Origin of the sequence: Nocardia sp. NPDC051929 (assembly GCF_044548645.1) — a bacterium.
GTDB classification, from domain to species: domain Bacteria; phylum Actinomycetota; class Actinomycetes; order Mycobacteriales; family Mycobacteriaceae; genus Nocardia; species Nocardia sichangensis.
This window is the reverse complement of record NZ_JBIUCG010000027.1, coordinates 47,639-68,428: the sequence shown is the minus strand read 5'-3', so window position 1 is coordinate 68,428 and position 20,790 is coordinate 47,639. Positions and strand designations below refer to the sequence as shown.

At 67.8% G+C, this 20,790-nt stretch carries 19 protein-coding genes; 8 read left to right on the top strand and 11 right to left on the bottom strand.

Annotated elements, in window-relative coordinates; translation table 11 throughout:
• Positions 1–110: 110 nt before the first annotated feature.
• A complete protein-coding gene (locus tag ACIHAX_RS31410) occupies positions 111–1,382 on the top strand; it encodes a cation:proton antiporter (protein WP_355076621.1) in 1,272 nt (423 codons plus the stop codon).
• The gene (locus ACIHAX_RS31405; protein WP_364435737.1) at positions 1,379–2,077 is read left to right on the top strand and encodes an HAD-IB family hydrolase; all 699 of its coding nucleotides are present in this window, start codon (positions 1,379–1,381) and stop codon (positions 2,075–2,077) included. The genes ACIHAX_RS31410 and ACIHAX_RS31405 overlap by 4 nt, the downstream gene beginning before the upstream one ends.
• Here the strand turns inward: ACIHAX_RS31405 and ACIHAX_RS31400 are convergent.
• Entirely contained in the window at positions 2,074–3,042 is a 969-nt protein-coding gene (locus ACIHAX_RS31400) for a helix-turn-helix domain-containing protein (protein WP_364435740.1), read from the bottom strand. The two genes, ACIHAX_RS31405 and ACIHAX_RS31400, sit on opposite strands and share 4 nt — an antisense overlap.
• A gap of 106 nt (positions 3,043–3,148) precedes the next feature.
• Between ACIHAX_RS31400 and ACIHAX_RS31395 the strand changes: the two genes are divergently transcribed.
• On the top strand, positions 3,149–4,408 hold the full coding sequence (locus tag ACIHAX_RS31395; protein ID WP_355076626.1) for a KasA/KasB family beta-ketoacyl-ACP synthase: 1,260 nt from the start codon (positions 3,149–3,151) through the stop codon (positions 4,406–4,408).
• A 28-nt stretch (positions 4,409–4,436) separates the two neighbouring features.
• On the opposite strand, the gene ACIHAX_RS31390 is transcribed toward ACIHAX_RS31395, so the two are convergent.
• From ACIHAX_RS31390 to ACIHAX_RS31380, 3 genes are all read right to left on the bottom strand, one after another.
• Complete coding sequence (locus ACIHAX_RS31390; protein ID WP_364435744.1) at positions 4,437–4,838, bottom strand: metalloregulator ArsR/SmtB family transcription factor; 402 nt, start codon at positions 4,836–4,838, stop codon at positions 4,437–4,439.
• Positions 4,838–5,494, bottom strand: coding sequence for an SRPBCC family protein (locus tag ACIHAX_RS31385; protein WP_364435747.1), 657 nt, complete (start codon positions 5,492–5,494; stop codon positions 4,838–4,840). The genes ACIHAX_RS31390 and ACIHAX_RS31385 overlap by 1 nt, the downstream gene beginning before the upstream one ends.
• 101 nt (positions 5,495–5,595) lie before the next feature.
• The gene (locus tag ACIHAX_RS31380) at positions 5,596–6,135 is read right to left on the bottom strand and encodes a helix-turn-helix domain-containing protein (protein ID WP_364435750.1); all 540 of its coding nucleotides are present in this window, start codon (positions 6,133–6,135) and stop codon (positions 5,596–5,598) included.
• A gap of 169 nt (positions 6,136–6,304) precedes the next feature.
• Here ACIHAX_RS31380 and ACIHAX_RS31375 point away from each other — a divergent pair, with 169 nt between their 5' ends.
• Positions 6,305–7,627, top strand: coding sequence for a lipase family protein (locus ACIHAX_RS31375; RefSeq protein WP_364435753.1), 1,323 nt, complete (start codon positions 6,305–6,307; stop codon positions 7,625–7,627).
• A gap of 737 nt (positions 7,628–8,364) precedes the next feature.
• Positions 8,365–9,612 (top strand): alkane 1-monooxygenase, encoded by a 1,248-nt coding sequence (locus ACIHAX_RS31370; protein WP_355076635.1) that lies wholly within the window; start codon positions 8,365–8,367, stop codon positions 9,610–9,612.
• A gap of 33 nt (positions 9,613–9,645) precedes the next feature.
• On the opposite strand, the gene ACIHAX_RS31365 is transcribed toward ACIHAX_RS31370, so the two are convergent.
• The 4 genes from ACIHAX_RS31365 to ACIHAX_RS31350 form a co-directional block, all read right to left on the bottom strand.
• Positions 9,646–10,551 (bottom strand): class I SAM-dependent methyltransferase, encoded by a 906-nt coding sequence (locus ACIHAX_RS31365; RefSeq protein WP_364435757.1) that lies wholly within the window; start codon positions 10,549–10,551, stop codon positions 9,646–9,648.
• A gap of 360 nt (positions 10,552–10,911) precedes the next feature.
• Positions 10,912–12,630, bottom strand: a complete 1,719-nt coding sequence (locus ACIHAX_RS31360) for a bifunctional 3-(3-hydroxy-phenyl)propionate/3-hydroxycinnamic acid hydroxylase (RefSeq protein ID WP_364435760.1) — start codon at positions 12,628–12,630, stop codon at positions 10,912–10,914.
• Positions 12,627–13,655, bottom strand: a complete 1,029-nt coding sequence (locus ACIHAX_RS31355; RefSeq protein WP_397281259.1) for a VOC family protein — start codon at positions 13,653–13,655, stop codon at positions 12,627–12,629. Before ACIHAX_RS31355 ends, ACIHAX_RS31360 begins: the two co-directional genes overlap by 4 nt.
• The gene (locus ACIHAX_RS31350) at positions 13,655–14,485 is read right to left on the bottom strand and encodes an alpha/beta hydrolase (RefSeq protein ID WP_397281333.1); all 831 of its coding nucleotides are present in this window, start codon (positions 14,483–14,485) and stop codon (positions 13,655–13,657) included. Before ACIHAX_RS31350 ends, ACIHAX_RS31355 begins: the two co-directional genes overlap by 1 nt.
• A gap of 207 nt (positions 14,486–14,692) precedes the next feature.
• On the opposite strand from ACIHAX_RS31350, the gene ACIHAX_RS31345 reads away from it, so the two are divergent.
• Positions 14,693–15,724: an amidohydrolase family protein gene (locus ACIHAX_RS31345; protein ID WP_397281257.1), complete on the top strand. Its 1,032-nt coding sequence runs from the start codon at positions 14,693–14,695 to the stop codon at positions 15,722–15,724.
• Between the two features lie 78 nt (positions 15,725–15,802).
• On the opposite strand, the gene ACIHAX_RS31340 is transcribed toward ACIHAX_RS31345, so the two are convergent.
• From ACIHAX_RS31340 to ACIHAX_RS31330, 3 genes are all read right to left on the bottom strand, one after another.
• On the bottom strand, positions 15,803–16,627 hold the full coding sequence (locus ACIHAX_RS31340; protein WP_397281255.1) for an MBL fold metallo-hydrolase: 825 nt from the start codon (positions 16,625–16,627) through the stop codon (positions 15,803–15,805).
• 159 nt (positions 16,628–16,786) lie between these two features.
• Positions 16,787–17,575: an oxidoreductase gene (locus ACIHAX_RS31335; protein WP_364435773.1), complete on the bottom strand. Its 789-nt coding sequence runs from the start codon at positions 17,573–17,575 to the stop codon at positions 16,787–16,789.
• Between the two features lie 74 nt (positions 17,576–17,649).
• Positions 17,650–18,225 (bottom strand): TetR/AcrR family transcriptional regulator, encoded by a 576-nt coding sequence (locus ACIHAX_RS31330; RefSeq protein WP_355076651.1) that lies wholly within the window; start codon positions 18,223–18,225, stop codon positions 17,650–17,652.
• Between the two features lie 206 nt (positions 18,226–18,431).
• On the opposite strand from ACIHAX_RS31330, the gene ACIHAX_RS31325 reads away from it, so the two are divergent.
• Positions 18,432–19,889: an MFS transporter gene (locus ACIHAX_RS31325; protein WP_397281253.1), complete on the top strand. Its 1,458-nt coding sequence runs from the start codon at positions 18,432–18,434 to the stop codon at positions 19,887–19,889.
• A 117-nt stretch (positions 19,890–20,006) separates the two neighbouring features.
• Entirely contained in the window at positions 20,007–20,744 is a 738-nt protein-coding gene (locus ACIHAX_RS31320) for a GNAT family N-acetyltransferase (protein WP_355076654.1), read from the top strand.
• The last annotated feature ends 46 nt before the right edge of the window (positions 20,745–20,790 follow it).

Sequence of the window (20,790 nt, the reverse complement as noted above, 5' to 3'; positions counted from 1 at the left end):
CAGGCAGTCCATGTTTCGGGGGATTCACACTGCGGTCGACGCGTCACGGAAATACCCCGTGCGAGAATCGGATCCGCTCCTCCCCTCGATGTCGGAACGGAGTCGAGGCGTTGCCGAGCGACCAAATGATCTTCTTGTTGTTGGATCTCGTACTGATCGTGGCCGCGGCGCGTGTGCTGGGTTGGCTGGCCGAGCGATTGGGCCAGCCTCCGGTGATCGGCGAGATCGTGGCAGGCGTACTCGCGGGCCCGACGTTGCTCGGGGCGCACTTGTCCGAGACCGTCTTCCCGCACGATATTCGCTCGTATCTCACGGCATTCGCGAACGTCGGCGTGATGATCTTCATGTTCTCGGCGGGCCTCGAGATGGATCTGCGGTCCGTCGCGGGACGGCGACGATCGGTCACCGCGGTCGCGCTGTCGGCCTACCTCACACCGTTCGCGCTCGGCTCCGCCGTCGCGGTGTGGGCGCTGGCCCGGCACGACGGCGGCAACCGGCTGAACTTCGCGCTCTTCATCGGCTGCGCCTTGGCCGTCACGGCGTTTCCGGTGCTGGCCCGCATCCTGCACGACCGCAAGCTGCTCGGCACCCGGCTGGGCCAGACGGCAATGACCTGCGCGGCATTGGACGACGTCCTCGCCTGGTGCGTCCTGGCGGTGGTCATCGGCATCGCCCGGCCCGGCCTCGGTCACCACTGGCGGTTGCTGTTGTTCGTTCCGCTGGTCGTGGTGTTGTGGTGGGCGGTGCGCCCCGCCCTGGACCGCATCGCGGGCGCCGGATCCGAGAAGAACCCGTCCAACATGGTCTTCGTCGGCGTCTCCGGCGCCCTTCTGCTGGGAGCGACCACCGAATGGATCGGGTTGCACCTGATCTTCGGCGCGTTCCTGTTCGGGGTCGTCTTCCCCCGGCGGCTGCGCGCGGCCGTCGACAGCGGCGCGCAACTGCTGAGCAGCATCTTCCTGCCCGCGTTCTTCGTGGTGGCCGGCCTCCAGGTCGACCTGGGCGGTCTGGATCGCACCAGTATCGCCGAGTTCGCGGCGATCATGTTCGCCGCGCTCGCGGGGAAACTCGGCGGTACCTACTCGGCGGCTCGGTTCGGCCGGACCGGCCGGACGGAATCCGCCGCGCTGGCCGCGCTCATGAACACCCGGGGGTTGACGGAACTGGTGATCCTGAATGTCGGGCTCACGATCGGCGTCATCGACCAGCGGCTGTACTCGCTGCTGGTCATGATGGCGTTGATCACCACGGCGATGACGGCGCCGTTGCTGAAACTCTTCGGTGTCCCGCACACCCTGCGCGACGACGGCGCGCCCCAGGGCACGGGGAAAACCGAGCGACGCGCGGAATCCGCTGTTCAGACGGAGGCCGCGGCCTCGTGAACCAACCGCACGCGGCTCCCGATCCCGCCGGCGCGCCTGCGGTCGACGACCGCCACGTCCCAGCGGCTTTCGTCGACGTCGACGAAACGTTGGTCCGTGATGTCACCTTCCTGTCCTTGTTCGTCTTCGACGCGCGACGCCGTGCTCGAGGCGAGGAAGCCGACGCCGTGCTCGAGGAGTTCCGCGCGCTGCGCGCGGCGGGGATGAGCCGCGGCGAATCCCATCGGTGGTTCTATCGGCACTGGGCCGGCCGCCAAGTCGCCGAGGTGTCGCGCACCGGCCGTGACTGGTTCGCGTCCCGTGCCGCGGATTCGGCGTTCTTCAATGTCGCGGTGCGGCGCCGGTTGGACGAGTTGCGCCGCGCCGGGACTCGCATCGTCCTGGTGTCCGGCTCGTTCGTCCCCGCACTCCACCCGATCGCCGAAGCCGTCGGCGCCACGTCGGTCTTGTGCACGACGCTGGAGACCGCGGGCGGCAGATACACCGGTGAGGTGCCCGCGACGATGGTCGGCGCCGACAAGTCCGCGGCGCTGCTGCGTTACGCCGAGCGAACGGCCGTGGACCTGTCGTCGTGCACGGCGTTCGGCGATCACCACTCCGATATCGCGATGTTCGACCTGGTCGGCCACCCGGTCGTCGTCGGCGACACCGACCGGCGGCTGCACGGCTATCCCGCGGAACGGCTGCCCGGCTAGCTTCCCTGCTGCCTTTCGTTGCCGATCGTGAACATGTGCCGATACTGCCCCGGGCTGACACCGAGATGGCGCTTGAACAGAGCCCTGGTGTTCGCCGGGTTCCCGAGGCCGACGCGGTAGCCGATCTGGTCGATCGGGAGTTCGGTCGTCTCGAGCAGTTCCCGCGCCTGGTTCAGGCGCGCGCTGGTGATCCAAACGTGCGTGGAGGTTCCGGTCTCTTGCCGGAATCGCCGTATGAAGCTGCGGCGTGAGAGATTCGAACGCTTGGCGAGATCCTCGAGCGAGTGCCTGCGGTCGAGGTTCGCCAGAATCCACGCCCGTGTCTCGGCGAGCGCGCCTGAGGAGGTCTGCTTGGCGAACTGCCGGGTGTACTGGGCTTGGCCGCCCTCGCGCACCGGGGGCGCCACCAGATCGCGAGCCCGTTCGTTGGCGGCCGCAGCGCCGATGTCTTTGCGCACCACGTGCAGGCAGAGATCGATACCGCTGGTCACTCCGGCGGAGGTCAGCACATCGCCGTCGTCCACGAACAGCCGATCCGCGTGCACCTCGACGTCGGGGTATTCGCTCTGGAGCAACGGAGCGGCCCGCCAATGCGTCGTGGCGGGCCGGTGCGACAGCAACCCCGCGGCGGCCAGCGCGAAAGCACCGGTACAGATCGACAGCATTCGCGCGCCGCGGCCGTGGGCCGCGCGAAGCGCTCGCAGCACCGGTTCCGGCGGCGGCGTCGCGAAGGACGCGTACCCGGGCACCACCACCGTCTCCGCGTCACGCAGCGCCTCCAGCCCGGCCACCGTCACACACGACAGCCCCGGAACCGAGGTCGCCGCCGTCCGCGAGACCGCGCACACCTCGAGCCGGTAGTTCGGGTCGGATCCGAACACGTCGATCGGGATCGCGGCGTCCAGAAGCACTACTTCGTCGGGAATGACCACCGTGACCCGACGCTCTCCCCCATCCGGTTGCATGGCCCGATCGTAGCGGTGAACGGCACTCGGGCTACTACCCCGGTCTTCCGGCGCGCACATAGCCTCGCTCGAGTATGCGAGCCGACAAGCCGAAAGAAGGGGTTTGATGTCCGATTTGACGGACTTCTCGACCAGCAACGGAGGGTTCCGGAGCGTCGTCGTGACCGCTGTCGAGATGTCGACCGCCGTCGGCACCGGCACCGATGCGACATGGAAGGGACTGCTCGCCGGAGAGACCGGAATCGCCAAGGTGCAGGACCCCGACTTCGAGCGTTTCCAGGTGCCCGTCGACATCGGCGGCCAGTTCAAGCTCGATCCGACCGAAGAGCTCAGCCGCGTCCAGAAGCGCCGCATGTCCTACGTCCAGCAGGTCGCTTATGTCATGGGCAAACGGATCTGGGACACCGCGGGCCGCCCGGAGGTCGATCCCGATCGACTCGGCGTTTGCATCGGCACCGGTCTCGGTGGCGCCGACACGATCATCGAGTCCAACGACCTGATGCGGGAATCGGGCTACCGCAAGGTGTCCCCTTTCGCGGTGCCCATGGCCATGCCGAACGGCGCCGCCGCGGTGGTCGGGCTGGAGCTCGGTGCGCGAGCCAGCGTGATCACACCCGTCTCGGCGTGCGCTTCGGGATGCGAGGCGCTGGTCCACGCGTGGCGCTCGATCATCCTGGGGGAAGCCGACATGATCGTGGCGGGCGGTGTGGAAGGCCGCATCAACCCGCTGGCGGTGGCCGGATTCGCGATGATGCGGGCATTGAGCACCCGGATCGACGAGCCCGAGCGCGCGTCGCGCCCGTTCGACCGTGACCGCGACGGTTTCGTCTTCGGCGAAGCCGCCGCGCTGTTCGTGCTGGAGTCCGAAGACCACGCGCGGGCGCGAGGCGCGAAGCCCCTGGCTCGCCTGATGGGGGCGGGCCTGACCGCGGACGGCTACCACATGGTGCTCCCGCATCCGGAGGGCGCCGGAAACATTCGTGCGATGCGCCGCGCGCTGGAAACGGCAGGCGTGAGCGGCAAAGACATCGACCACGTCAACGCCCATGCGACGGCCACCTCGTTCGGCGACCTGGCGGAGGCCAAGGGGATCCGGGCGGCCGTGGGCGACCACCCCTCGGTCTACGCCCCCAAATCCGCGCTGGGGCACTCCGTAGGCGCGGTGGGCGCGGTCGAAGCCGCCTTGACCGTGCTCAGCGTGCGCGACGGTGTGGTGCCGCCCACCCTGAACCTCGACAACCAGGATCCCGAGATCGATCTCGACATCGTGCACGGCAGCGCGCGCACCCAGAACATCGAGTACGCGCTGAACAACTCGTACGGATTCGGCGGCCACAACGCGGCCGTGGTGTTCGGCCGCTGCTGACCGCGGCGACGCCCGGTGCGCCCGCCACTCATGCGTGGCGAGTTCGCCTGCCGGAATCCTCGCCGCCGGTTCGACCGGCCCCGCGGCGCGTGCGTTTTCCACGGGCGATCTCCGTCGCGAGCGCGTCGAGCGGTTGAGCGAAATGGCGCATCGGGTCCGCCAGCCCGGTCAGCCAAGCCCGCGCGGCCTCGACACCGGCGGGGTCGAGGGCGTACAGCCGTCGTGTGCCCTCGGCGCGGACGTGTACCAGCCCGGCGTCGCGGAGCACCTTGAGGTGCTGGGAGACGCCGGGCTGGGAGATCCGCGTGCGCTGCTGCACGGCGGCGACCAGCGCGCCCGCGGGCTGCTCTTCGGCCGCCACCATTTCGAGAAGAAACCGGCGGACGGGGTCTCCGAGCGCCTCGAAGATCTTCGCCGGCGATCGATCCATCAGGACTCGGCGCCGTCCTCCGGGACGACCGTATAGAAGTCGATCGTCCGCCGCGCCGCCGAGTTCGCGGCGTCTGGATCGTCACCGTCACTTACGGCCGCCTGCGCCCAGCCGAGAGCCGCCGTCCGGACGAACGTCAGGCCCTCGGGTGTGGTCGGGAAGGCCAGCCCCTCGGCCGGGTCCACCGGATCTCCGCTCGACAAGTGCAGCCCGAGACCCATGAGGGCGAGATCCCAGCCGACGCCCACCGCACCCGGCCCGTATTGCGCCCAGAACTCGGGGGCGACCGGCGCCTCGTGCAGCAACTCCAATTCGGTGCCGTCCGCGGTCGGCGTGAGAACGACGGTGAGCCAGGAGATCTGCGGTCCCATCTCCCAGGTCACGGCGAACCGCTCCGGCGCGTCGCACTGTTCGACGACGCCGTTGGCGTTGCCTTCGAGCTGATAGCGCCCGCCGACCCGCAGATCACCGCTGATCGGCAGGAACCAGCGCGGAATCCGCTCGGCATCGGTGAGCGCGTCCCAGAGATCCGCTCGATCGGTCGGGTAGTTCCGACGGGCGACTGCTATTCGGGTGGGTACGCCGTCGCGGGATCCGGTGCGGACCTCACGGGTCACGAGCCCGGCGATGGCGGCGGGATCGGTGAGCAACGCCATGACAACCTCCTTGATAAGTTTTGACTTATATTAGCGGCGCGCGGCGTGACCGCAAGACCGGTGCGGCGCCACCCCGAGGGACCGGACGCGCGCCGCCCCGATCAGTCGCCTGGAGACAACCCCGCGATCGCGCGCAGCGCGGAGATCATTCCCGCGACCGGGATGCCGGGATCGATCGACCGGAACAGACCCAGCCCCACGCCGAGGGCCAGCACGGCGACGGCGGCTTCGGCCCGGGGCATCGGGGTGTCGAGATCGTCCGTCGCGCGCAAGGCGGCGCCGACCATGCCCACGATGTTGTCGAGCCGGGTCGCCAACTCGGCGCGCAGGTGCTCGTCACGCCGAGCGTGCACGCTGAACTCCAGTTCGAGATGCGTCCAGTCGGGCTCGCCGACCACCCGTTCGGCCCATTCCGTCATCCGGAGCAGTCGCTGCGCGGCCGTCGGCGCGGCGATGATCTCGGCGACCTCCGCCGCCCGCTCAGCGTGAATTTCGTCGAGCACCGCCAGACACAACTCGTCTTTGGTGCGGAAGTTCGAATACACCGCCCCTTTGGTGAAACCGGCGGCTTTCGCGACCTTGTCCAGAGTCGTGGCCTGAAAACCGTCCTCCAGAAAAAGCCGCTCGGCGGTCGCGATCAAAACAGCGCGCGTCCGCGCCTGGCTCTGCGCCCGGGTCGGCCGGGAACGCCCCGCCCCCGCGAGCCGCCGACACTCATCGCTATTCCCGGACAATTTCGACCCCTTACAGATACTCTCAGTATCCGATTCTAGATGCCAGGGGTATCCCAATCGCAGGAAGGATCGCATCGTGAGGAGCCGAATACTCAGATTGGCCACAGCTTTGACGGGAACCCTCCTCGTGGTCGGGGGTGGGGCCGTCGCCGCCCCACACGCATGGACGGAACCTGCGGCGGAAACCGTCGCCGGCGACGATTTCTACATCCCGCCTGCGGCACCGGCGGGCGCACCGGGCTCCATCATCCGCACCGAAGGGTCGCGGCTGGCGATCTCGGTCCCCGGCGTCCCAGGGCAGGTCCCCGCGACGTCGACGCGCATCATGTACACCAGCAGCGATACCCACGGTGCCCGCACAGCGGTGACGGGAACATATCTGGAACCGTCCCAGCCGTGGACCGGTCCGGGCGAGCGACCGCTGATCTCCTACGCGGTCGGCACCAAGGGGCAAGGCGATCAGTGCGCGCCGTCGAAATTGCTGGCGCAATTCGTCCAATACCAGCCCCCGTTCGACGTAATCGTCGAATACGACGTACTGGCGATCTACACGCTGCTGGCCCGCGGCATGTCGGTGATGGTGACCGACTACCACGGTCTGGGCACACCGGATGTGCACGACTACCTCAACCGCAAATCTCAGGCCTACGCGGTCCTCGACGCCGCGCGCGCGGCGCTGCAATTGCCGGGCACCAGCTTGAATCCCGGATCGCCGGTCATTCTGTACGGATACTCCCAGGGCGGCATGGCCTCCGCGGGCGCGGCCGAACTGCAGCCGGGCTACGCCCCCGATCTGAACGTGCGGGGCGCCTACGTCGGCGGGCCGGTGGTAGATGACGAGTACTTCATCGCCTTCAACGACGGACGAGCCCCGCTCGGACCCGCCTTCGCGTGGATCCTCAACGGCATCGCCGCCAATTACCCCGAGACCCGGCCGGTGCTCGACGCCGAACTCAACGACACCGGTAAGGCGATCATGCGCGAGTCGATGGACAAGTGCGCCGTGCCGCTGGGACTGGCCCAGCAGTTCCCGAATACCTCACAGTGGACCACCAGCGGGCAACCACTGACGGCGGTGATCGATCAGTCGCCGGTGTTGAAGGCGGCGTTCAACGACCAGCGGGTCGGCACGATGACCCCGGGAGTGCCCGTCCTCATCGCCTCGAACCAGGCCGACGAGGGCGCGCCGTACGTGCCCGTGCGCGAACTGGCCGCCGGATGGTGCGGCGGTGGCGCACCCGTCCAGTTGAATGCGAATGCCGAGTTACCCAGCGTCATCACCGGGTTGCGGGTTACCCACGTACTGGCGTTCTTCCCGTCGCTGGGTGCCTCGCAGGACTGGATGACCGAACGGCTCGCGGGCCAGCCCGCGCCGACCAACTGCGGAGCGCTGCCCTGATTTGCGAAAGCACGACCAACTCGGATACCGTCAGTATCTGAATCGGAGATTCGGCGCGCCGCGCCGCGCACAGAGGTTCTGCTCGTAGTGCCGCGAACTTCGTGCACCATGGTCGGCCGCGGTTCGGTTTTCACGACCGAGCCGCGGCCGACTGCCTGCCCGGAGGAGCACAGGCGTCCGTGCGGCAGGCGGAGCCGCACCCCACGGTCTCCCGATGCCTCGGAGCCGGTGCATCGATTTGCAGAAAATTTGCTGTTGATCTTCGCTAGCTGTGTCGAAATCGGGACGAAAGGTGCGGATGTCGGAGTTGGCTCACCCCCGCCGACCTGAGCCACTCAGGTGTGCGCAACGGTGACACTCGGACATCTGGCACGAATCGACCCGCGTCGGATCCGGCAACTTCGACCGTCCGAAGGCCGGCTGTCGAACCTCGGCTGTCGAAATCCGCAGCGCTTCCAGACAGTCGACGTCACAGCGGCGAACAAGCGCACCGTTGCCGATCCCGTCCACGCCACACCGAGCCGAACAGGCGACACACGCGAGACGGGTCCCGAAAACCTCCCCACCGATCGGGCGTCGGACCGTGTGCGCATGATGAGGATTGCCCGCTCAGGCAGCGCTTTCCACGGTTCACCACCACCTGGCGAACTTCCAGTTATCCTGGATTGGCGCGCATGGTTCAGGTGTTGTCCGCAGTCGGAACTGTCGGTTGAGTGTCGTCCTCACGGATCGGCGAGATGACTATGACGATCTTCGAGCACACGCGAGCCCGCGACCCCAAGCGGTACCTCTGGATTCTCGGCTTGATCGCCCCGGGTTGCGCACTGCTGCCTTCCACGTTGGTGGCACACACCGGACTGGAACTGTTCTGGTGGATCGGCCCGATCATCGTGCTGGTGGTGATCCCGTTGCTGGACTGGTTCATCGGCGACGACGGAAGCAACCCGCGCGACGAAGACTACGAAGCGCTGTCCAACGATCGTTATTACCGGTGGTGCACCTTTCTGTTCCTGCCGATGCAATTCATCGGCCTGCTCATAGCCGGCTATATGTGGGCCAGCCATGAGCTGAGCCTCGCCGACAAGCTCGGCTTGGCGGTCACTCTCGGCTTCGTCTCGGGCATCGGTATCAACGCCGCCCACGAACTCGGCCACCGCGCCGAACATCTCGAACGGTGGCTGGCCAAGATCGCGCTCGCGCAGTCCGGGTACGGACATTTCTTCGTCGAGCACAACCGCGGCCACCACGTCCGCGTCGCCACACCCGAGGACCCGGCCAGCGCCCGCTTCGGCGAATCGCTGTGGCAGTTCCTGCCGCGCACCATGATGGGCGGGTTCCGGTCGGCACTGGCGCTGGAACGCACGCGCCTGGCCCGTAACGGCAAACGTTGGTTCAGTCCCGGTAACCATTTGTTGCAGGCCTGGGCGATGAGCGCGGTGCTGTTCGGCGGCCTGATCGTGACCTTCGGCCCCGTTGTCACGCCGTACCTCGCCATTCAGGCGCTCATCGGCGCGGGCCTGCTGGAAACCGTCAACTATGTCGAACACTACGGACTGCTGCGTACCCGCCGACCCGACGGGCGTTACGCTCGCTGCTCGCCGCGCGACAGCTGGAACAGCGACCGCCTGGTCACCAACATCTTCCTGTTCCACCTCCAGCGCCACAGCGATCACCACGCCAACCCCGGCCGCCGCTATCAGACCCTGCGCAGCTGCGACGTGGCGCCGCAACTGCCCGCCGGCTACGCCACCATGGTCGTGCTCGCCGCGATCCCCCCGTTGTGGCGTGCGGTCATGGACCCCCGTGTCCTCGCCCACTACAACGGCGACATGACGCTCATCAACCTCAAGCTCCGCAGACGCAGGCTACCGCTGCCCATCCGGTACCCGCGCGATGACGTGCGATGGGCCGCGGACCCCGGCACGCACGGCATGAGCCCGTCGACCGGCGACGACGACCTGTTCCCCACGGAGGCGAATCGCTGATGCGGCCGCCGCCCGGCAGGCGAGGGTACGGATTCAGTGCGGCGGGCGCCGAGCGTCGGGTTTGAGACAGGTGAACTGCATGACGTCGGTATGCCCGCGGCGGAAGTAATCGGCGGAACCGGTCAGATACCGCATATAGGCGTTATAGGTGTCCCGCCCGGCGAGCTCGACAGCCCGGTCCCGGTTTTCGTGGAGGGCGTCGGCCCAGCAGTCCAGTGTCGTGGTGTAGTGCGGTCCCAGTGCCTGGATGTCGGCGACGGTGAATCCGGCGTCCTCGGCGTATTCGGTGACCCCTTTGGGATGATGACCGGTCGGCAGCGGAAGCTCGCCGCCGGGGAAGATGGTCTCGCGCAGAAATCGCAAGAACGCGAAGTCGTCGCTGGTGATCTGGGTACCGTGTGCCCGCAGATGTTCGCGGCTGTAGCTGACCACGGTCTGCAACAGCAGCACCCCGTCGGAGGGCATGATCCGGTAGGCGAAATCGAAGAACTCTCCGTAGCGGTCCACCGGCAGGTGTTCCAGCGCTCCGATGCAGACGATCCGGTCGGCGCGCCGGTCGAAGTCCTCCCAGCCCTGCACGCGCACCCCACCGTACGGACGGCCCCGGATCAGCCGGTCGACGAGCATGTCCCGCACGTATCGGTACTGGTTACGGCTGCGGGTCAGCCCGATCGTGTTCACCCCGTAGGTGTCCATGGCGCGCAGCATGGTGGAGCCCCAGCCACAACCGACGTCCAGCAGGGCCATTCCCGGCTGCAGATCGCACTTGGCCAAGGCCAGGTCGATCTTCGCCGTCTGGGCTTTTTCCAGGGTGTCGTCAGGGTGGGACCAGAAAGCACAGCTGTAGGTGCGGGTCGGGTCGAGGAAGAGCCCGAAGAACTCGTCCGGCAACTCCTCGCGGGAGAGCACCTCGTGGTAAAGGGGGGCGTGAACACTCATGATGGCGGATCTTTCGCACGAACCGGCACTGCTGTTCAGCGGAAGCCGCCGGGCGGCTTCCTGCCGGGTACGGACCACGATGTGAACGCACCGACCACGCGCTGCCGACGGGGACGACCACGCTGTTTCCCGTGGCCGGCCTCGGCCGACACATCTTCACGCTACCTCGCTCCACGAGAGCACGTCCTAGAACGGTCCATCTCGGCAAACTCGAGGCCAATCGCGACTCGCCCGACTCCCTGAGGCCGGATCGGGCGGCAAGGCAGCGCGCGGGCCTCGGACCGGCAGCCCGATGCGGATGCCGGTGCGTCCGGGCCGCTGCCACCCCGGCCGCAGCTGTGAACATGCCGCGCGAGGTTGTCAGGCCTGCTCGTACTGCGCGCGGAGGTCGTGCTGTTCCACTCGCGACATCGGAAAGATGCCCAGTTGCCGTGCGAGTTCGGTGACCAATGACGCGCCGTGCCCGGCCGCGGCGGCGCCGAAGACGAATCGGTCGGGGCGCAGCACGAGGACGCCGCCGGGGCGCAGTCCGGCCTTGCCGAACCAGCGGGTCAGAGTGCCGGTGTGGTCTTCGATGTCGGTGACGTCGTCGCGGCCGTCGCCCGGTTTGCCCTGCGGGCGTCCACCGAGCGGATACACGGTGACGAAGGCGGCGTCGAGACCACGCAGGAATGCCAGTTGCTCCGGCCCGAAGGCCCGGCGCGGATCGGTGCCGTAGCCCAGGACCGCGAATCCGATGCCCAACGCCTCGTCCAAGCGCCGGTGACGTCCGTTGTAGTCGCGGATGTCCGGTTGCGGGGCAAGGGTTCCCTCGATACCACGCAGCACGCGCCGGGGCAGACCGAGGTAGGCGCCGCGACGGAAGCGCGGCCGCGGTTTCATTTTCGCGCCGCGGATCCAGCCGCCGAGCCCCGGCACCCGCAGCGCGGTGGTGAGCCCGATGTCCCTGGCCGCCGCGAGCAGCTTGTTGTCGAGCGAGACGATCTGCTTGTTCAATACCGACAGATCGATCATCGCCTTCGCGTGCGGCCTCCGCTCGGACTCGTAGCTGTCCAGGATGTCCAGCGCCGCACCGTGTTCGATGATCGCGGTCAGCTTCCAGGACAGGTTGTCCGCATCGCGCACTCCGGAATTCATGCCTTGACCGATGAACTGCGGGGTCATGTGCGCGGCGTCGCCCGCGACGAGGATCCGCCCGTCGCGCCAGCGATCGGCGACAACCGCGTTGAAGGTGTAGACGAGTTTGCGCAGCACCTCCACTTCGTCCGGGTCGACGAAGCGTGCGATGTAGCGGCGTACGGTCTCCGGGTCCTCCATCTCCTCGTTGGTCTGGGATTCCGACAGCATGAACTCGAACCGGTGATGCCGGTCCGGCTGCGGGCAGGACACGATCGGCAGTTCCGGGTCGCACACGAAGTTGAAATACGGCAGATGCCGGAACGCATCGACACCGTCACGGGCTCTCAGATCGACGACCAGCCACCGCTCCGGAAAACTGGTGCCGGACATCTCGATACCGAGCTTGGTGCGCACTACGCTCCGGCCGCCGTCGCAGCCGACCAGGAACTTCGCCCGCACCCGTTCGGCCGTGCGCGGATCGGTGTCCGCCGGGCGCTTGCCGTAGCCCGTACCCCGGCATTCGGCGTGCTCGACGTGCACGCCGTCGGCATCCTGGTCGAAGTCGACCGCCTCGCGACCGCGCCGCACCGTGACGTGCGGATAGCGGTCGAGTGCCCGTTCGAGCGTGTTCTCCAGATACGGCTGGTACAGGAAGTTGACCACGGGCCAGCCCAGCGGCCGGTCGGTCTGATGGAACTGCGCCAGCACCGAGCCGTCCCCGCGCACCCACTGCACGGTCGAATCGACGTTCATGTCCGCCGCCAATTCGTCCGCGGCCCCGGCGGTCTGGAAGACCCGCATGCCTTCGTCATCGGTGTACACCGCGCGGGCCATCCCGTAGTACTCCGGCTCCCGCTCCAGCACCAGCACTCGCACCCCTCGCCGTCCCAGCAGGTTGGCCAGGGTCAAACCGGTCGGGCCGAGGCCGACCACCACCACATCGACATCGAAGTCGCTCATCGCGACAGTCCTCCCGTCAGTTCGGCGACAGTGGGTTCCGGAGTCCTGATGGTCCGCAGGGCTTGCCGGAACTGGGCGAACTTGTCCAGCACCGTCTCCCCCACCGTGGTGTGGCCCCAGATGCTGATGCCCTGATAGGTGCTCGGTTCCCAGGTCGATTCCAGTTCCGGGCCGATCACCACCGGATTCCAGCCGACCTCCAGCTCGAAACCGGACGGCGTCACGCAATAGAACGACAATTCGCGATCGTTGGTGTGCTGGCCGACCGACCACGCCATCCGGAAACCCAGATCGGTGACCCGGCCGAACGCGGCCAGCATGTCCTCCAGGCTCGCGGACTGGATATTGATGTGCTGCACCCGAGTTCGCAGCGGATCGATCTTCATCCCGCGCAGGTTCGCGATCGCGATCGAATGGTGACGCTCGTTCACTCGCAAGAACCGGATCTTCATCGTCAAGCCGGAGATGTTTTCGTCGATGTAGTCCGTCAACCGCGCGTCGAACACCGTGTCGTAGTAGCCGCGCATCGACTCCGGTTCACGGGAGACGATCGCCACGTGGCCCATCCCCGCCTCGCCGGTGACCCAGCCGGAACTGAGCATCCGCAAGGGTTCCGGACTGGTCACCGGCGTTGTGAAGATTTCGGTGGCGATGCCCTTGGGGCCGGGGAAGCGCCACAGGCGCTGCACGCCGCGCGCGGCCGCCTGCTCGGCGGTGCCTTCCTCGATCGGCACGCCGCGGTCGCTCACCCGGGCAAGGATGCGGTCGAAGGTCTCGTGGTCGTCCACCTGCCAGCCCAGCGCGGTGACGTCCTCGGCCGTGCCGTGCCGGATGAGGAAGCGGCAGGCGTGGTCGTCCAGACGGAAGCGCAACATGTCGGTGTCCAGTTCGTCGACGTGCATCCCGATGGCCAACCCGCCGAACCGGCGCCAGTCGGCCAGCCGCCGCGAATGCACGACGACATAGCCCAGATGCACCGCGCCGAACACCGACCCACCGGTTGCCCGGCCCGTGCGCTCGCTCATCACGCCGCTCCCAGGAACGCGACGGCCAGCGCGTTGAACAGCTCCGCGCGCTCCCACTGCACCCAGTGGCCGGTCTCCGCCGCCAGGTACAGATCACAGTTGGGCATCCGCTCGGCGAGCATGCGCCCACCGTCGGGCCGGTTCACCTTGTCCTCGGCGCCCCAGATCACCAGCGTCGGATTGCGCACGCCCGGCAACCGGGCGTCGCGGGTGAAATCCATGCGCCACAGCGTTCGCAATGCCGACGGTCCCGAGGGACGCCGCAAGGGCGGATCGGCGAGCACGTCGGGATCGAGACTGGCCCGATAACGGTCGTCGATGATCTCCTCGGTGACACCGCCGGCATCGTGAACCAGATACTCGCGGATGAACTCGGCCAGCTTGGCCCGGCTCGGGCCGTCACCGCCGTAATAGGACAGCAGCGACTGCAAGCCTTTGGTCGGCAACGCGCGCGTGGTGCCCACCCCACCGGGGCCCATGAGGATCAGTTTCCGCACCTTCTCGGGTCGGTCCATGGCCAACCGCAACGCCGCCGCTCCCCCGTAGGAGTTGCCGATCAGGTGTGCCGAGTCGATATCGAGGGCGTCGAGCAACCCACCGACCGCCGCGGCCAAGTCGCCGAACGGATCGGACTGGTCGATGCGCTTGGTCGAGCGCCCGTAGCCGGGCATGTCCGGAACGATCACCCGGAAACGCCGGGCCAGCGCCTCGATGTTGCGGGAGTAGTTCGACCTGCCGCTGGCTCCAGGTCCGCCCCCGTGCAAGAGCACCACGGCGACGCCCGCGCCGGCTTCGCTGTAGAAGATGTCTCGATTGCCGACCCGGATCATCCGCCCGGTCTCGGCGGCACTGTCGGTTGTCACCACTACCTCCCAGATCGTTGATCTGATGCAATCATCAGTTATGTAGAAATAGTCTGTCAAGCAACAATGATGAAATCATCAGAATTGCTTGCGCAACGACCCGAGGGTGCGCCAGAGTGAGGGTCCGGACCTCTTCGAGCCCGGTGCGCCCGGAGAAAGGACTGCTAAAACCCCATGAATCGCATCGACGTGCATCAGCACCTGATCCCGCCGGACTATGCCGAAGCGCTGCGGGTGCACGGTGTGACCGCCCCGGGCGGGCGTGCACTGCCCGAGTGGAGTCCCGAGGCGGCGCGTGCGTCGATCACGCGGGCCGGGATCGCTTCGGCGGTGCTGTCGGTGTCGACGCCCGGCACCACGTTCCTGGCCGACCCGGCACAGGCGGCCGCACTCGCCCGCTCGGTCAACGACTACACCGCCGCGCTGGCGCAGGCCGAACCCGACCGGTTCGGGTTCTTCGCAACCCTCGCCATGCCCGACGTCACCGCTGCCGCCGACGAGGCTCGACGCGCCCTCGACGACCTGCACGCCGACGGCGTCGTGCTGCTCGGCAACGCGGCGGGGACCTATCTGGGCGAGGACGGGCAGGACGACCTCTTCCGGGTGCTGGACCGGCGATCGGCCGTCGCGTTCGTCCACCCCGCGGACCTGCCCGCGCCCGCCGTGCCGGGCGTCGCGCCATTCGCCGCGGATTTCCTGCTCGACACCACCCGCGCGGCGTACCTGCTCGTACGCAATGGCATTCGGCGGCGGTATCCCAACGTCCGCTTCGTCCTCGCCCACGCAGGCGGGTTTGTCCCCTACGCCGCACACCGCATGGCACTGGCCATCTTCAACGACACCGGGCGCAGCCCGCTGGACATCCTGGACGACTTCGCCGGGTTCTATTTCGATACCGCGTTGTCGGCAAGCGCGGCGGCACTGCCGTCCCTGCTCGCGTTCGCCGAACCCGGGCACGTGCTCTACGGCAGCGACTGGCCCTTCGCGCCCGAACCCGCGGTCCACTATTTCAACGCCGGGCTCGACACTTTTCCCGGATGTGACGACAGCACGCGGCGAAACATCCAGCGCGACAATGCTATCGCGCTCTTCCCCCGCTTCGGTGCGACCGCACCGGCGCCGGAGCCACCGCTGCTCGCCAGGGCACGGACGAGCCTTCGGCGCAAACTCTTCCGCAGCGTGGCGCGGGCGATCGCCCGGCGCTGAACCCGGCCTTCGGCGCCGGCCGTCGCACCGATCCTTCGGTGTCGGATCATAGGCGCGTGCCGCTGCGGGCGTCGGGTGTCAACCGCGAAGTCGTTCGAACTCCGTCGCACAGTGGGCGGAGAAGACCGTCACCGCGTCGCCGTTGTCGTGGACGAGTTCCCGTAGCCGCTGCTGATTCTCGATGCGGGACTGTCGCCGAGTGTCCACGTACCACTGGAAGATTCGCGCGCCCAACGGCATCGACGGCTTCGCACGCATCTGCCCGTGATAGGTGTATGCGTCACCGGCGTGCAACAGCCAGCCGTTTCCGGTGTCGACCGCGACGCCGACATGACCGCGCGTGTGTCCGGCCAGCGGAACCATGAGGATTTCCGGCGGCAGCCCCCGCAGTTCACGCACCGCCTGGAACCCGAACCAGCGCTCCGCGTCGCTGTCGGTTTCGTCGTACACCGACCACTCGGGTCCGTGCTCGAATTGCACCGGCCGATACCGCAACTTCTCGCGCCTGCCGAAGGGGCCCGCGACGGCATCGAGTTCCGCCCGGTGCACATGCACGGTGGCCTGCGGGAAATCGGCGAGGCCACCGGCGTGATCGAGATCGAGGTGCGTGACGATGACGTCGCGGACATCGTCGCGGGAGAAGCCCAGCGCCTCGACCTGCCGTGCGATCGGCTGGTCCAGAACCGGATTCGATTGCCGGATGAGTTGACGCCCCACCCAGACATCCGGCCGCGACAGCGCCTGCTCGCCGTAACCCGTGTCGACCAGGACCAATCCAGCGGAGTGCTCGATCAACAAACAGTGGCAAGCTCCGGCGGCCGTACGCCGAAACCCCGGCCGGCCGTCGAACAAACGGCCTCCGAAGGGACGGGTTCCCCCGGCATCCAAATGATGGACACGCACCAGTCCGCTCCTATCCGCGCCGTCCGACCAGCCACGCTACATGCTGACGCTTCCGGACGCGACAGATACCGGCGAAGCTCGTGATACCAAGTGCGCGAACGTATTCGACGCGGAAGACCATGCGACGGGAGCACGAGAGCACTCCCGTCGCGGACCTCGTCAGGCGATCTTCAAGGTGCCTCCGTCGATGACGTAGTCCGCACCGACGATATTCGCGGCTTTCGGTGACGCGAGGAAGGCGACGAGAGCGGCGACCTCCTCCGGCTCGCTGATCCGGCCGGAGGCGATGCCGAACTGCTCGGGCACGGCCGCGAGCAGTTCCTCCTGCGAAAGTCCCTGCGCGGCAGCGAACTTGGCGCCGACGCCGTCGGGTCCACGCCACAGCGGCGTGCCGACCACGCCGGGAGAGACGGTGTTGACCCGCACTCCGCGCGGCCCGAACTCCTCGCTGAGCCGCTTGGTGAGCGCGGTCAACGCGGCCTTGGCCTCGCTGTAACCGACCGGGCCCGCGGCGGGCAGATGCTTGTTGATCGATGAGATGGTGACGATCGAGCCGCGCCGTTCCAGCAGGCTCGGCAGGGCCGCACGGGTGACCCAGATCGCGCTGAACAGATTCAGGTCGAACAGCTCGCGCCACTGCGCGTCATCGACCTCGAGGAATCCGCCCAACTCCAGGCGCGCGGCGTTCACCGCGCCGACGTTGTTGATCACGATATCGACGCCGCCCAGTTCTTCGAGGGCGGCATCGATCAACCGAGTCGCCCCCTCGGAAGTGGAGAGGTCGACGGGAACGGCCGCGACACTGGCCTTTTCGAGCTCGGGGGTGATGGTGCGCGCGGCGCCGACCACCCGGACACCTTCGGCGGTCAACGCCTCCGCCACCGCGAGGCCGATGCCGCGACCGGCGCCGGTGACGACGGCGGTCTTGCCGGACAGTTCGAGATCCATGAGGGAACCTTTCTTTCTTGAACTACAGGTCAACAATGTGGGCAGCAAGCGGGCCGACGGTCGGGCATCGGAATTCAGAGGCTGGTCAAAGCGGTATCGATGACGCGATGCAACGTGGGCGCATCGTAGGTCTTGGCCATCACTCGCAGGCCGACGATGGTGTTCATCAAGAATTCGGCCGCCGCCCGAGGGTCGGCCCCGGCGCGCACGTCACCGTCGCGCCGCCCCTGATCGATGCGAGCCTCCAACGCTCCGATCACACGGTCCTGCATGGCGCGGACCGCGCGGGTGATCTCCGGGTCGTGTCCGCCCAGTTCCATGGCGGTGTTCACCGCCAAGCAGCCGCGCCGAACCGGCTGGGCCAGGTCGGAATCCACCAGACCGCACAGGAACGTGGCCAGACAGTCGCGAGTGGAACCCGGGCGGGACAGGATCTCGGCGGCCAGCTCGGCACCGAGCCGGTCGTAGCGATCCAAAGCCTGGTCGAACAACGCGCGTTTGCTACCGAAAGCGTGGTAGAGACTCCCCTTGCCGACCCCGGTGGCCTCGGCCAGCTGCGCGGGCGAGGTGTTGGCGTACCCATGGGTCCAGAACGCCTCCATGGCCCGCTCCACCACCGTGTCCGGATCGAAGTTGCGCGGCCTGCCCATGATTTGAACCGTAATAGTTTTCGACCGGCAGGTCAAGAAAGCGTCAGATTCGGCGCCTCTCCGGCCCGCCTGCCGGGCATCGGCCATGAGATCGGGGCGATCTTAAAGCTTCCGATCGATTCGTCGCGGCTCGATACTTCCGGCATGCATGCGACGACCACCGGCGGCCGGATCAGGCCGCACGGTGGTGCGGGACAGGTGCCGAGTTGAGGCACTCACCGCAATCCTCGGTCACCCGCCCACCGGTCATCCGCGATCGGGCTGCCGCTCTCTGGTGCTGCCTGGGGGCGGGCTTCGCGACGCTGCTCGACTCCGCGGCGGTCGCTTTCACGGCGCCGGACGTGCGGTCGACGCTCGGTCTGGCGAACTCGGACGTGCAGTGGTACCTGGCGTCGTACTCGCTGACCTTCGGCCTCGGGCTCGCCCCCGCCGGGCGGCTCGGCGACGCGTACGGCCGCCGCAACCTGTTCGTCGCCGGACTCGGGCTGTTCCTCGTGGGCGCCGTCGTCTCCGCGTTCGCCCCCGGCGCGTGGCCGCTGATCGCGGGCCGGTTGGTGCAGGGCTTCGGCGCGGGGGTGATCAGCGCGCAGGTGCTCGGCGTCATCCAGGACGTCTTCACCGGAGCCGCCCGCCTGCGCGCTCTCGCTGCGTACACCACCGCGGGCGCGCTGGCCGCGATCGCCGGGCCGGTCCTCGCCGGAACGGCACTCTGGATGCTGCCGCCGGATCTGGGCTGGCGCGCCGTACTGGTGCTGCCCGTGCCGTTCACGCTCGCGACGGTCGCGCTCGGCCTCCGCGGGCTCCCTCGCGACGTCCGTGGGCGCCGCTCGACCGATCTGGACCTCCCAGGGATCGCGGCGCTCGGACTGCTCGTCGTCATCGTCACGATCCCCGTCATCGATCCGGGTCTCCCCGCCCCAGCAGTCGCCGCCATCGTCGTCGCGAGCGGACTTCTCGTCATCGGACTGGCCCTCTGGGAGCGCGCATACGCCCGCCGCGGCCGTCTGCCGCTGTTCGCGCCGCCGTTGATGCGTTCCCGGGGCTACGTCACGGGAAATGTGGTGGCGCTGCTGTGGTTCGGATCGATGCTCGCGTTCACCACGGTGAAGACGGTGTACTTCCTCCAGGTCCACAAGATCCCCGCACTGGTGGTCGCGCTGGCACTGATTCCCTCCGCGCTGGCCCGGATCTTCGCGGCGCGTTGGGCGCAACGGCTTTTCGCGGTGCACGGGTCCGTGGTCGTAGCCTACGGGCTCGTCGTCCAAACCGCCTGCATGGCGGCGACCGCCGCCACGACACTGTTCCTGGACGGGTGGATTCTGTTCCTCGTGCTGGCCGCGATCCAAGTCGCCTGCGGTCTCACCAGCGGCGTGGTGGAGCCGCCGCTGCGGGCGGTGACGCTGGCGTTCTCCCCCTCGTCGTTGCACGGGGTGGCCGCGTCCTTCCTGCAGTTGACGCAGCGGCTGTCGGCCACATTCTGCATCGCCCTGACCACCGGCGTACTACTGGCATTCGGTGGAACCGCGTCGTCGGCGTCACTGGGCTGGGCGGTGCTGCTGTGCTTCGCGGCCTCGGCCCTGGCGACAGTGGCGGCGTTCGCGCCCGACTTCCGCACCGGCGCGAATACGCCGCAGACGTCGATGGTTTCGACACACGCGCGATGACCCGCCCGCGCCTCCACGCGGTCGATGCATCGGAATCGCGGTGAGCGCAACCCGTGTCGGGTGATCGTGCGCCTCGCTAACGTTCTCTCGTCGGACGCTGTTGTGGAGGAGTGCGCGGTGACCACTGATTCGATTGTCGACGTCGATACCTCGCTACACCCGCTCGACGACCCGGTGCGGGCGTCGCTGCGTGGCGAACACCGCCGGTTCGCCGGCTGGGTGGGCCGGATCGGCCGCTACGACCCGGAGGTCGCCAGGTTCGTCGGCCACCCGCCGGTGCTGGACGAACGAGACTGGGCCGATCTGGCCACACTTCTCGGGCCGGGCGGCAGCACCGCGTTGCGCGGCTACGGCCACGTGCCGCCCGACGGCTGGACGGTCCTGAACCACATGGACTCGGTGCAGATGGACGGCACCGCCCTGCGCGTCGCCCACGACCCGGAACTGGAACGGCTCACCGCGGCGGCCGTGCCCGAGATCCTCGAGCTGATCGCTCGCACCCAACCCGGCCCATTCGCTCCACGGACCATCGAGATGGGCACCTATCTGGGGCTGCGGGTCGACGGCAGACTCGTGGCGATGGCCGGAGAGCGCATGCACCCGCCGGGCTGGACCGAGATCAGCGCCGTGTGCACCGACGGCGGATTCCGTGGCCGCGGCTTCGCTACGCGCCTGGTCCGCGCGGTCGGCGCGGGCATCCGCGCGCGGGGTGAGACACCGTTTCTGCACGCTTCCGCCGGCAATACGTCGGCGATCCATTTGTACGAGACGCTGGGATTCACGCTGCGCAAACGTTCGAAATTGACTGTCGTGCAGGCCCCTGCGCAGTCGTCGCCCACGAGTGTCATGGTTTGACGCACCACGTCGGGGGGTGATCAGTTCACGCTTTGTTAGAGATGCG

What these genes read in the sequence shown, in the direction of transcription:
- ACIHAX_RS31400 (WP_364435740.1), bottom strand. Translation starts at nt 3,042, where the DNA reads ATGCAACCGGATGGGGGAGAGCGTCGGGTCACGGTGGTCATTCCCGAC.
- ACIHAX_RS31360 (WP_364435760.1), bottom strand. Translation starts at nt 12,630, where the DNA reads ATGAGCGACTTCGATGTCGATGTGGTGGTGGTCGGCCTCGGCCCGACC.
- ACIHAX_RS31355 (WP_397281259.1), bottom strand. Translation starts at nt 13,655, where the DNA reads ATGAGCGAGCGCACGGGCCGGGCAACCGGTGGGTCGGTGTTCGGCGCG.
- ACIHAX_RS31390 (WP_364435744.1), bottom strand. Translation starts at nt 4,838, where the DNA reads ATGGATCGATCGCCGGCGAAGATCTTCGAGGCGCTCGGAGACCCCGTC.
- ACIHAX_RS31330 (WP_355076651.1), bottom strand. Translation starts at nt 18,225, where the DNA reads ATGGGCAGGCCGCGCAACTTCGATCCGGACACGGTGGTGGAGCGGGCC.
- ACIHAX_RS31385 (WP_364435747.1), bottom strand. Translation starts at nt 5,494, where the DNA reads ATGGCGTTGCTCACCGATCCCGCCGCCATCGCCGGGCTCGTGACCCGT.
- ACIHAX_RS31370 (WP_355076635.1), top strand. Translation starts at nt 8,365, where the DNA reads ATGACTATGACGATCTTCGAGCACACGCGAGCCCGCGACCCCAAGCGG.
- ACIHAX_RS31365 (WP_364435757.1), bottom strand. Translation starts at nt 10,551, where the DNA reads ATGAGTGTTCACGCCCCCCTTTACCACGAGGTGCTCTCCCGCGAGGAG.
- ACIHAX_RS31335 (WP_364435773.1), bottom strand. Translation starts at nt 17,575, where the DNA reads ATGGATCTCGAACTGTCCGGCAAGACCGCCGTCGTCACCGGCGCCGGT.
- ACIHAX_RS31395 (WP_355076626.1), top strand. Translation starts at nt 3,149, where the DNA reads ATGTCCGATTTGACGGACTTCTCGACCAGCAACGGAGGGTTCCGGAGC.
- ACIHAX_RS31350 (WP_397281333.1), bottom strand. Translation starts at nt 14,485, where the DNA reads ATGATCCGGGTCGGCAATCGAGACATCTTCTACAGCGAAGCCGGCGCG.
- ACIHAX_RS31345 (WP_397281257.1), top strand. Translation starts at nt 14,693, where the DNA reads ATGAATCGCATCGACGTGCATCAGCACCTGATCCCGCCGGACTATGCC.